Raw genomic sequence first — 12,295 nt, 5'->3', positions numbered from 1 at the left:
CTTGCCGATTTTGCCTTCAAATCGGTTTGCCAAATTGCCGATTCCTCGAAAGATGTGCGTGTAACCTGTCTTTTGCCGATAAAATGAAGGAGGGGCTGAGTCCCATAGTTTGGGATCAGCCCCTTCATCATTGTTTGGAGCAAACCTCAAGATCGCTTTGGTGCGAAGGCGGTTGATTCCCTTTTAATTAGTTTAGAGGAGAGCAGGATTTCTTGGAACGGTTCATTTTTGTTTTCCATTCTCCAGAAAAGCAGTTCGACCGCTCTTTTCCCGTAAAGTTCCAAGTCAATGTCAACCGTCGTTGTTTTCGGTGTAGAGATTTTCGATAATTGACCATTACCGTAACTGCATATGGATGCTTGATCGGGAACTTGAATGCCTTGCTGCCTTAAGCATGAGTTGACTAAAAATCCTAATGCATCATTGACACAAAACCAAGCAGTCGGTTGCCGCTCTAATTGCTTAATGTACTGAAGTATCAATTCTTCTTTTTCTTCCGCATTTTTGAAAATAAACTCTTCATTTGGTTCAATGCCATATTCCCGCAATGCGAGCAAATATCCTTCATAGCGTTCTTCATAGCTAGGAGAATATTCCACATTGCCGACAAAAGCAATGTCGCGATGATTTAATTCAATTAAATGCTGTACGGCCAAGTAAGCGCCAAAGCGATTATTCGTTAATACGGCATCCGCGTGGATATTAGGATGATGATGGTCAACAAGAATGGTTGGAATGCCAGTTGAAATCACTTTATTAATGTATTCCGTACTGATGTGAGAAAGAATTAAGATTCCGTCTACCATCTTATTTTCGATAAATGAAGGCAAAATAAGCTGTTCTTTTTGTTCTTGATTAACCGATTGGATGTGTAAGTTCATGCCTCGTTTTACGACTTCTTTTTCGATGCTCAAGTAAATTTCGCCAAAAAAATTTTTTAAGGAAAATGTTAAATCCGAAGCGATTAATCCGATGTTCCCCGTTCTTCCTTGTTTCTTTTTCTTGCGCGCTCCTGGATATTGATACCCCATTTCTTCGGCCACACGTTTAATTCGCTCGCGAGTTTCTTCGCTCACCCCTTCTTTTCCTCTTAAAGCTTGGGATACCGAGTTTTTTGATATATTTAATCGATCGGCAATATCTTGCATTGTTACTTTCTTTTTCATATTCCACACCCATTATTCATTTTTAGGAAAGCATTAAAATATCAAACATTTGTATCACAAAAACAAGTCATATGAATAAGTTGGCATGATTACAATTGTATAAAATCTAATGAAAAAGGAAAAGAAGGTACTTTGAAATACTGTGATTGATAATGCCATAAAATCTGGGGAAGAGTGACAATTAATATTGTAATATGAAATGAACAGAATTGGAATGATAATGGACTTGTTGAATTTTTTAGGTAAAGTCCTTTTTATTCAGTAGAGGGGCAAATTTCATTACATTATTTTTTCATTTTAAAAATAGAAAATCAAGGTCTTTTTTTAATGTTACAAAAATTAAATAATGTATGTAATTTTTGGTTAACATAAGCTTTTTACATGTGAGAAAAAGTTTTTAATGAAAAATTCTTCTTCACTATTTTCTATGATTCCTGCCCAATCCTAGGATTATGATAGCTGGAGGGAAATACCCATCAGATGAATTTTTTCTTTCGCTTACAAAGCATTACATCCAAGCATTATTTCTGGGGGGTGTAAGCGTTTTTTTCTAAATTATAAATGTGATGATGAACCTAACAAATCTATTGACTATAAAAATGAAAGATGGAATAATTTACTTGTAAAGATTACAAATTGATAATTAAAAATGATATGTAACGTTACAAATATATTTGGTTTTTACATAAATAATCTTAAAATGTTTTCGCTGGGATGTACATCTAATCAGAGTTTTCCGACATTATTGGAAATACATTAAAAAGATAAAGCCGCAATCTTTTCTAAGTAACTGATGAGGTAATTAGCTTTCGTTCCATTATTCTAGTGAAAAAAGAGGGAATTATTATGGAATGCATATTAGAAGTTGGAGGAGATTTACTGTGAAAGTCAAGCGGTTTCCGGAAAATCCGTTAATTACTCCTGGCGATGTAAAACCATTTCATCAAGATCATGAAGTGATAGGAGTTTTTAACGCTGGTGTCGCTCAATACAATGGTGAAATTTTATTATTGCTTCGTGTAGCTGAACGTCCCATTAGTGAAGATCCGAATATTGTCAGAACGTCTGTTATTGATTTTTCAAGAGGAGAAGGAAAGCTGAAAATTATTGATTTACATAAAGATGATTCGAGATTTGATTTTTCTGATCCGCGAGTCATTTTTTACAACGATTCTAATCGAAGAGTCGCGTATCTTACGTCTATATCTTATATTCGTATTGCACGCAGCAAAGATGGACGCAACTTCACCATTGATGAGAAACCTTTTATTTATCCCGAAACGAAACGTGAAGCATGGGGGGTTGAAGACCCGCGCGTAACTCAAATTGATGATACTTATTATATTCAATATAGTGCAGCATCAGCAGAAGGCATTGGTGTAGGACTTATATCAACAAAAGATTTTGTGACTTACGAACGCCTTGGTTTAATTTTTCCTCCTGAAAATAAAGATGTGGCAATTTTCCCTGAAAAAATTAATGGAAAATACTATGCGTTACATCGTCCTGTGCCAAAAGGAGTTGGCAAGCCTGAAATTTGGATTGCAGAATCAGATAATCTTCGTTATTGGGGGAATCATCAATATTTGTTAGGCCTTAGTGAAAAGGGTTGGGAAAGCGGGCGAATTGGCGGAGGTGCTGTTCCGTTTAAAACGGATAAAGGCTGGTTAGAAATTTATCATGCTGCTGATAAAAATGATCGCTACTGCTTGGGAGCCGTTCTTTTGGATCTCAATAACCCCGCCAAAATTCTGGCCAAAACGGAAGAGCCTATTTTAGAGCCTGAGGAAGATTATGAAAAAAGCGGCTTCTTCGGTAATGTTGTTTTTACTTGTGGTTTAGTTGTAGAAGGAGATACCGTTAGAATCTACTATGGCGCGGCAGATGAATCTATTGCCGGCGCGGAACTTAGTCTGCAGGAAATCATGTCAAAATTAAAGTATTTATAAATTAAATTAATGTGGGAGGGAGTAAACATGAAAAAGAAAGGTTTTGCGAAACTCATCGCCTTATTGCTGGCAGCCGTTCTTGTTGTTACTGGTTGTCAAGGGCAAAATGGGAATCAAGAGAAAAACGCAAAAGATGATGAAGCTGGCAAAGTTGTTCAATTTGAGTTCTGGGCTGCGCCAAACCCTACACAACAAGCTTTCTGGAAAAAGATGGCCGAGGCTTATATGAAAGAAAATAAAAACGTTAAAATTAAGGTTACGCCAATGCCGGAAAGCCCTACTTCTGAAGCAGGGATTCAATCAGCGATTGCATCAGGGAAAGCGCCTGCGGTCTCTGAAAACATTTCCCGCGGTTTTGCAGCTCAGTTAGCGGCGAGCCGCGCTATTGTGCCATTGGATGAATTTGAAGGTTTTGATGAGTTAATTGATAAACGTCAAATGAAGAAAACCATTTCAAGCTGGAAGTTTGCAGATAACCATCAATATGTTTTGCCGATTTATTCTAATGCCATGTTGTTTGGTTGGAGAATCGATATTCTAAAAGAACTTGGATACGATGCACCGCCAAAAACATATAGTGAAGTCATTGAAGTTGGAAAGAAATTGAAAGAAAAATATCCTGATAAGTTTCTTTGGGCGAGAGCTGATTTAGTAAAACCGACATGGTGGGCAAGATGGTTTGACTTCTTTATGTTGTACAATGCAGCGTCGAATGGAAATAACTTTATTAAAGGAAACAAATTTATTGCGGATGACGAAGCCGGTGTAAAAACACTCCAATTCTTTAATGATTTAAGCAAGAATAAATTGCTTTTGACTCGAGAAGCGACTGACCCGTTTGAAACAGGTACATCCATTATGGTGGATCTTGGGCCATGGACATTCCCATACTGGGCTGAGAAATTCCCGGAAATGAAGTTTAATGAAACTTATGTATTATCGTTGCCGCCTGTGCCTGACGGCGTAGATCCAGCAAATTCTAAAACATTTGCAGATACAAAAGGTCTTGTCATCTATGCTTCTGCAAGCAAAGAACAACAACAAGCAGCCTTTGACTTTATTAAATGGGTATTTTCAGATGCGAAAAATGATTTAGCTTGGTTCAAACAAACAAACTTGCCACCTGCACGTGATGATTTATCAACTAATGAAGCTTTTGCATCCTATCTTGAAGAAAACCCTCAATTAAAACAGTACGCGGAAAACATTCCAAACGCAATCCCACCTGTTGATAACGAAAAAACGGTAGAAATTCAAGAATTGATTGGTAAAGAGGCCTTAAATCCTGTTGTCAAAGGCCAAAAAGATCCTGAAACAGCTTGGAAAGATATGAAAAAGGCTGTTAACGGGGTGTTAAAGTAAATGAATAAAAAGACAACATGGTTGGGGTGGCTTTTTGCCAGCCCCTACCTTATCTATACACTCATATTCTTTCTGTTTCCTTTGCTATGGGCTGTTTATTTAGCTTTTACAAATTGGAACATCATTGCTCCTGATTATGAAATGGTCGGATTTCAAAATTTTATCGAAGCTTTTTTTAGCAAAAGCGTACGGGCCGCATTTTTGGTAACTTATAAATTTATGCTCATGTTTGTTCCCATCGTTATTGCGGGTTCACTCCTTTTAGCTTTAATTGTTCATTCTTTGCCTAGACTTAAAGGGTTGTTTGCTGTAGGATATTTCCTACCTTACTTGGCATCAGGAGTGGCTTCTTCCATTGTTGTCAATGGGGTGTTATCTTATAACAGTCCATTAAACGTTTTTTTTCGTAAGCATTTAGGTTTAGATATTGATTGGTTAGGTTCTCCAATTTTAGCGCCACTAATCATTGCCCTTATGATGGCGTGGAAATTTGTGGGCTATTATGCGCTGCTGTTTTTATCAGGTTTAGAAAGTATACCTAAAGAAATCTATGAAGCAGCCGAAATGGATGGTGCTGTTGGTTGGAAAAGATTTTGGTACGTCACCATACCGATGTTGCATCCAGCGTTTTATACCGTCACCATTTTAGCAGTAGGTCTAATGTTTGGGATTTTTACTGAACCATATGTATTAACTGGTGGAGGACCAGATTATTCCACGCATACATGGCAGTTAGAAATTTATAACCAGGCATTTGAAAGATTAAATGCAGGATATGGAACGGCAATAGCAATCATAAACTCTGTTGTCACATTCGTTTCTATTCTAGTGTTTCGAAAGCTTTTGGAAAAGTGGGGTGCCAGACATGGTTGGGAGTAAGAAATTAAAGACCACGCTGTTGTATATTTTGGCTTTTGTTATCCTTATCATCATGGTGTTTCCTTATTTATATATGGTCTTAAGTTCTCTGGCCCCATGGGATCAAGTGGACCGTAAAATGATTCCAACTAAGTTGACCTTGCGTTCATATGAGTGGTTATTTACTGGTGGGGATGATGTTGTTCCTAGACCGTGGCTCCGAGCCTTTTTTAACAGCTTTGTTGTGACTTTATCTTCCACTTTGCTAATGATGGTGACAGCGATCCTAGTAGGATACGCTTTAGCTAAATTAAAGTTTAAAGGCAGCCGTTTGATCAACAATATTATTTTGTTTCAAATGTTTTATCCAGCGGTTATCCTATTAATTCCACTTTTTTTAATCATCCGCTACTTTGGGATGTACGACACCTATTGGGCTATGATTTTGCCAAAGGCCGTTAATTTGTGGGCGATATTTATGTACACTAACTTTTTCCGCAGTATACCTGATGAATTAATTGAAGCTGCCAAAATGGATGGAGCAGGACAATTAACCATTATTGCTAGAATTGTCTTGCCAATGTCTAAGTCGATTACAACCATTATATTCCTATTCCTTTTTATGGAAAGATGGGTAGAACTTTTATGGGATATGCTGGTGGTTAACAGTGAAAATATGTTAACGTTAAACGTATTGCTCGCTCAAATGTTTGGTCCATATGGAGCGTTTCCAGGACCGATGTATGCGGCTTCGGTATTACTGACATTGCCAATTCTCGTCCTATTCATTATCTTTAGCAAAAACTTTAAAGAGGGAATGCAGTTTGTATTGAAGTGATGGTTTGTTGGAAAAATATAACTGATGCCGAAAAAAGTTTTTTATAGAGACCGCCTGTGAACGATATGAAACAAGGTTTGGTCTCTTTTTCTTTACAGGAAGGAGGAATGAAGAATGTTGATCAATAAAAATTGGAAGATACAGCATTTTGATGTAGGACAGGTAAGGGATTTAACGATTGCAGATCCAAACTATATTGATCACTTTTGGATACCAGCAAAGGTGCCAGGAGATGTACATTCGATTTTGCTAGAAAAGAAATTGATTGATGATCCCTTTTTCGGCTACAATGATTTGAAATCGAAATGGGTGGAAGAAAAGGTTTGGTGGTATCGTACGGAATTTACATTTGATAAAAACAATCTAGACAAAGATGAACGGTTAGAGTTGATTTTTGAAGGCTTAGATACCTTTGCGACTGTTTATTTAAACGGAGTGGAATTAGGGACTACGGAAAATATGTTCATTTCTCATACTTTTGATGTTACTAGAGAAATAGTGGATGGAAGAAATGTTTTGGCAGTGAAATTTAATCCCGTTTCCTATCAGTTAAAGGAGAAAGAGAAAAATTATTGGGCTGGATTTGGAAAAGATCGCATATGGGCGCGCAAGGCTCAATATCATTTTGGCTGGGACTGGGGTCCGCAAATTCTAACGGTAGGAATTTGGAAAGAGGTGCGTTTAGAAAAAAGAAAAATTGCCAAAATCGAAAGTGTTTACGCAAGAACACTTGACTTGAAAGATTCTCGGGCCGTTGTTCAAATCGATATTTACACCAAAAACTTTGTTAAGGGAAAAAGTTTACAGGCGGAAGTGACGTTAAAAGATCGAGAACAACAATTTTTCCAAACCGTAAATATTGATCAAAATCGAGCAACACTCACTTTCAACATCGACAATCCAAACCTTTGGTGGACGCATGATTTAGGAGAACCGAATCTTTATCAGCTATCTGTCATTTTAAAATGTGAAGGTGAAGTTCTAGACACATATCAAACAGAAATTGGGATTCGTACGGTGGAAGTAATGAAAAGAGATCGCAAAGGGAATCCGCGGTTTACCTTTGTTTTAAATGGTGTAGAGATATTTGCGAAAGGAGCGAACTGGATTCCTATTGACAGCTTTTTAGGATCTGTACCGGAATCACGCTATCGTCATCTTATTCAGCTTGCGAAAGAAGCAAATATGAATATGCTGCGTGTATGGGGTGGTGGGATTTATGAAAAAGACTTTTTCTATCAGGAATGCAATCGCCAAGGGATTTTAGTTTGGCAGGACTTTATGTTTGCCTGTGCGTTATACCCGGATTACAACCGCGATTATATGGAAAACGTCCGCGAAGAAGTGATTTCGGTGATTAAGCGGCTTCGTAATCATCCTTGCATCGCTTTATGGTGCGGAAATAACGAAAACGATTGGTTGTATGAAGTGGAGCATGCTGCTGGAAAAATTCACACTCCTTTTTATGGGGAAAAAATATATCATGAGTTAATTCCTGAACTACTGGAAGAATTAGATCCTTCCCGTCCATATTGGCCAAGTTCGCCATATGGCGGCAATGATCACAACTCACAAGAGGAAGGCGACCGCCATAATTGGCAAGTTTGGCACGGGAATGTAGAACCTCGAAAATTCGGGGAGAATTTAGGACAGAACATCAGTGTGGAGGGGCTTTCTTTTCGAAATTATAAAAAAGATCGCACCCGGTTTTGCAGCGAGTTTGGCATACATGCATCTGCCAATCGTTATACGCTGGAAAAAAATCTGCCTGACGGAACTTTTTCTTGGGGCAGCGATGAATTGGCATATCGCAATAAAGATTTTCATCATGAAAAAGGGCTCTTATTAATGGAAGGGTATACCGGCATTCCCAAAAATGTTGAGGAATACGTGAATTATTCGATGCTTACGCAGGCGGAAGGTTTAAAGTATGGAATGGAACATTACCGCCGCAATAAACCGCAAACAAGCGGAGCTTTAATCTGGCAATTGAATGATTGCTGGCCTGGCACGAGTTGGTCGATGATCGATTATTACTTGTTGCCAAAGGCTTCATATTATTATAGTAAAAAATTTAATGCCCCTCTTTTATATACGCTTGAACATGACCCTGGCGATGATTTACATCTATGGGTTGTGAATGACCGATTAGAAGATGTGAAAGATACGCTGGTATTCGAAGTGTTTCGATTTAATGGCGAGTTAGTGTATTCGAAAGAATTTTTGATCCATGTGAAAGGAAATGCTTCGGTTCAAATTGCTTCCTTAACAGAAGCGGAGGTTTTACAAGGCAATCCTGCTGAACAAGTTGTCGTCCGCTTAAAATCGTTGAATAAAAAAGCAGAGGAAAACTATTATTACCTAAGAAATCATAAGGATCTTCAGCTGCCTAAGGCGAAATTGCAAGTAAAAGTGATGCCGGAAAAACAAGAAGTAGAAATTCGGACGGATTGTTTTGCGCGTTTTGTTAAACTGGAACTTCCAGCAGAAAAGATTATTTTTTCTGATAATTTCTTTGACTTACTTCCATCGGAGCGAAAGATCATCAAGATTAGACATTTAGATGGCAAGACCATTTCTTTAGACGGTTTAAGCGTATCAGCCATCAACGGAAGTGCTTGATCGGATGATTTTTTATCTAAAAAAGTATGATGGAGGGAAAATCATGAAAGCGGCGGTTTTATTAAAAAAGGGGAAAATCGAAATACAAGAAAAAGAAGTTCCGATTCCGGCTTCTGGAGAAGTTTTAGTGAAAGTAAAAGCGTGCGGCATTTGTGGAACAGACCAACATATTTTTCATGGACATCCAGGTTCAGCGGATGTGGTCACTCCGATTGTATTGGGACATGAATTATCAGGTGAGGTAGCCGCAGTTGGAGATCGTGTTCCATTTTTAAAGCCAGGAGACCGTGTGACGATTGACCCTAACATTTATTGCGGAATTTGCGAGTATTGCCGGCAAGGCCGCCGGCATTTATGTGACCATCTCGAAGCGATTGGGGTCACTCGCGATGGCGGAATGGCTGAATATGTTACAGTCCCGGCAGAAAACTGTTACTTATTGCCTGACTCTTTAACGTATGAAGAAGGAGCGCTTGTAGAGCCGTTAGGTTGTGTCATCCATGGGATTGAGCAAATAAAAATATGGCCAGGCGCTTCCGTGTGTATTATTGGGGGCGGATTTATTGGTCAAATCATGCTTCAGCTTGTCAAAATGTATGGGGCATCCCCAGTTATCGTGAGTGAACCAGATGAAAGCAAGCATCAAACATTGCTTGATTTTCAAGCTGATTTCGTGATTAATCCGCTGAAAAAAGATCTGAAGCAAACGATTGCGGGCGGTGTTGATATTGTCATTGAGTGCGTCGGCCGCCAGGAAACAATGGAGCAAGCGGTTGCGCTAGCTAAGAAAGGCGGGCAAATTTTGCTTTTTGGCGTATCTTCCCCGCATGTAAAGATTCAAGTCTCGCCTTATGAGGTGTTTTCGAAAGAACTAGTGATTCGCGGTTCGTTTATTAACCCGAACACTCATCCAATGGCCATTTCCTTGATTGAAAAAGGAAAAGTGAAAGTACAACCTTTAATTAGCCATTATTTTACTTTGCAAGACATTCCGAAGATTATGCCGAAATATGGAGAATTAAAAGTAACAAAAGGGATATTGAAGTTTGAATAGGGGAATAAGCATTGCCAATCCCCTTTCTCTTTTAAAAACTATGGTGTAAATTCCCGTGATTTGATATATCTTTCTGATTTATGTGGCATCCATAGTGAAGAAATAAGCGCCCTTAGCTTGACTGAAAAGCTAAGGGCGCTTGGCATGAAGAGATCAGCTGACAACAAACTCAAAACTTCCGAATATTTTTACTTCTTTTCCGATAAGAAATCCTCCTGTTTCAAGGGCCGCGTTCCATGTTAAGCCATAATCTTCGCGATTAATTTTTCCTTCTACGTCAAAGCCGGCTACGATGCTTCCGGTTATCGGATTTTTGGATTGTCCGTTAAATTCGACTTTGAACGTCTCTGTTTTTGTAACATCTTTAATCGTTAATTGACCTGTTACTTCATATTCATCATCTGAAACCTTTTTAACAGAATCGCTGATAAACGTGATGGTTGGATAATGTTCTACATCGAAAAAGTCGGCTGAGCGAAGGTGGTTGTCTCTGTCTTCGTTTTTTGTATCAATGGAAGCTGCTTGGATGGTCACTTTCACTTTGGAAGATTCCAGCTGATTGACGTCGCCTTCCACTTCAATATCAAATTCGTTGAACTCTCCTTTTGCCTTAGCAATCATCATATGTTTTACTTGAAAAGATATGGAACTATGAATTTTGTCTAATTGAAAATTTGTCATGGTTCCTTTTTCCTCCTTTTGTTTTGATATAATCATAACCGAAAAATATTTTGAATTCAAATATTTTTATTTAAATTTAAACATGGAGAATGATTGGCTCATTCTTTAAAGGCAAAAGGAAAGCGTGCGTGATTTGATTATGAAGAATGCCGCAGGTGCTTAGAAATTGAAAAGAAACATTGGCAGCAATCTCAAATCAATGGAAGGAGATTCATTCTCCTGGTTCATAATGTTCAACGATCTAGATGGAACTCATCCATCGATAGAACTTCCAAACGATGATCATAAAAAGCAAATACCCAAAAAAGGAATAAATATGTTCCCACTGATTACTGTGAGTAAACCACCCGATTGCTTCTGCCAGATTTTCGCCAAGCGCCATCACGAGGCTAGCTGTGACGATGAAAACGACTTTTTTCCAAGCTTGCATTTTTTCCATAAGATAAAGAAACAGAGTGGTTAGGATTGGCAGTATGATCAGTGTAAACAAAATGTTAATGGTGAAGATATCCGGATATGGTATTTCCAGAAATATATACCATTGTTTTCCTGTAAAATAAAGATCCAAATAAGTTCCAATCCATGAGGCAAATAAGGCAGTAGAAATATAAGCAGAAATATGTTGTTTACTTTGAATGGAAAATAGCTTTTTTCGCGATGACCGCAAGTTCGATTTTTTCGAGTGTTTCACAATATTCATTGACAATCTCTCCATTTATCTCTTCCTCTTGTTTGTTGAAGTAATCGGTAACCGTCCAGTCATTGAACCAATCACCTATGTCTGCTTCTTCATGTGTAACGTTTTTCCATGCGTACTCTAATCTTGGACTATATATTCGGGGGACTCCTTGTTGTATTTGACAATTTTTGATGCGGCGTCTATAGGGGCGCCCTGGCACCGATTCATAAACGTCATTAAATAGGTGAGGCCAGTAATCTTTGCGTGATCCAGTATGAGAGCAAGAAGCGGCCCATCGCACCACCTTAGCTAACATATCTTTTTTATGAAAAAGCAAGGAATATAACCTCTTTCCTAACAATATGCGTTCATGAAGCGAACCAAAATGATGCAGCGTCTGTCCGATCAGTCCTATCCTGCGCTTCTCATGTTCGTCATAGTAAGGAAAAAGAATATGATTTAAAGAGAGAAGATCTTGAAGCTTAAACTCAATGGTATGAAATACTTTCTCTTGAAAAAGAGGATTTTGTATGACTCGTTTTTCTAAATAGCTTTGTTCATTAATTACAAGAGCAATGGCAAGTATATAAGGATCGCCATATTTCCAAAAGTGGTTCCAGATGGTTTCCATAAATGTGGATACATGAAAAACAGGAAGAAGGTAAAAAAGCGGTCTTTTTCTTTTCAAGCTTTCTTCATAAAGTAAAAATTGCGGATATACATCCTGAAAAATAAGCCAATTTCCGCGCTCTAAAAAGGAAAAGAAAGACTGCTGTTCTTGTTCGGTTAACAAATTGGATAGCATCTCTCCTTTTAAGTCGGTCATATTCCAGCCGCCATTTCTTGATACCATATGCCCCAAAAGCGCCCAGTGAATTTTGGGATGACGCCGGTAAAAATCAAAGTACGCTTTTGTTCTTGTGACATTGTTTTCATTCTTCATTTTTGTTTGAGCGAGTATTTGTTGGGTTAGATTTTTTTCCTCTTTGGTTAAATCGGATTGTTTCATTGCTTCTATATTGTAGCCTTTGCACTTTCTCTTTAACTCCTCATTTATTTCATGAAGAAATGGAGGCATAACCACTT

At 38.2% G+C, this 12,295-nt stretch carries 10 protein-coding genes; 6 read left to right on the top strand and 4 right to left on the bottom strand.

The genetic code is table 11. The features are described 5' to 3' along the window. Nucleotides 1-146: 146 nt before the first annotated feature. A complete protein-coding gene (locus tag QSJ37_RS03785) occupies nucleotides 147-1,166 on the bottom strand; it encodes a substrate-binding domain-containing protein (protein WP_285753835.1) in 1,020 nt (339 codons plus the stop codon). 851 nt (nucleotides 1,167-2,017) lie between these two features. Here QSJ37_RS03785 and QSJ37_RS03780 point away from each other — a divergent pair. The 6 genes from QSJ37_RS03780 (at nucleotide 2,018) to QSJ37_RS03755 (ending at nucleotide 9,849) form a co-directional block, all read left to right on the top strand. Continuing rightward, nucleotides 2,018-3,115, top strand: a complete 1,098-nt coding sequence (locus tag QSJ37_RS03780) for a BtaManbiosPhlase (protein WP_483313576.1) — start codon at nucleotides 2,018-2,020, stop codon at nucleotides 3,113-3,115. Between the two features lie 27 nt (nucleotides 3,116-3,142). Then, nucleotides 3,143-4,477 (top strand): extracellular solute-binding protein, encoded by a 1,335-nt coding sequence (locus tag QSJ37_RS03775; protein WP_285753831.1) that lies wholly within the window; start codon nucleotides 3,143-3,145, stop codon nucleotides 4,475-4,477. Next, nucleotides 4,478-5,356 (top strand): carbohydrate ABC transporter permease, encoded by an 879-nt coding sequence (locus tag QSJ37_RS03770; protein WP_285753829.1) that lies wholly within the window; start codon nucleotides 4,478-4,480, stop codon nucleotides 5,354-5,356. After that, a complete protein-coding gene (locus QSJ37_RS03765) occupies nucleotides 5,343-6,173 on the top strand; it encodes a carbohydrate ABC transporter permease (protein ID WP_285753827.1) in 831 nt (276 codons plus the stop codon). Before QSJ37_RS03770 ends, QSJ37_RS03765 begins: the two co-directional genes overlap by 14 nt. Before the next feature lie 114 nt (nucleotides 6,174-6,287). Next, entirely contained in the window at nucleotides 6,288-8,795 is a 2,508-nt protein-coding gene (locus QSJ37_RS03760; RefSeq protein ID WP_285753825.1) for a beta-mannosidase, read from the top strand. 43 nt (nucleotides 8,796-8,838) lie between these two features. Beyond that, nucleotides 8,839-9,849, top strand: a complete 1,011-nt coding sequence (locus QSJ37_RS03755) for a zinc-dependent alcohol dehydrogenase family protein (RefSeq protein ID WP_285753823.1) — start codon at nucleotides 8,839-8,841, stop codon at nucleotides 9,847-9,849. A gap of 153 nt (nucleotides 9,850-10,002) precedes the next feature. On the opposite strand, the gene QSJ37_RS03750 is transcribed toward QSJ37_RS03755, so the two are convergent. From QSJ37_RS03750 to QSJ37_RS03740, 3 genes are all read right to left on the bottom strand, one after another. Next, a complete protein-coding gene (locus tag QSJ37_RS03750; protein ID WP_285753822.1) occupies nucleotides 10,003-10,530 on the bottom strand; it encodes a YceI family protein in 528 nt (175 codons plus the stop codon). Nucleotides 10,531-10,771: 241 nt separating this feature from the next. After that, nucleotides 10,772-11,230 carry a CBO0543 family protein gene (locus tag QSJ37_RS03745; RefSeq protein ID WP_285753819.1) on the bottom strand — a complete coding sequence of 153 codons (459 nt, stop codon included), beginning with the start codon at nucleotides 11,228-11,230 and terminating at the stop codon, nucleotides 10,772-10,774. After that, complete coding sequence (locus QSJ37_RS03740) at nucleotides 11,157-12,287, bottom strand: DUF2515 domain-containing protein (protein ID WP_285754749.1); 1,131 nt, start codon at nucleotides 12,285-12,287, stop codon at nucleotides 11,157-11,159. Before QSJ37_RS03740 ends, QSJ37_RS03745 begins: the two co-directional genes overlap by 74 nt. Between the last annotated feature and the right edge of the window lie 8 nt (nucleotides 12,288-12,295).

It is taken from the genome of Parageobacillus sp. G301, assembly GCF_030268025.1.
GTDB lineage: Bacteria > Bacillota > Bacilli > Bacillales > Anoxybacillaceae > Parageobacillus_B > Parageobacillus_B toebii.
This window is presented reverse-complemented; position numbering and strand designations above follow the sequence as displayed.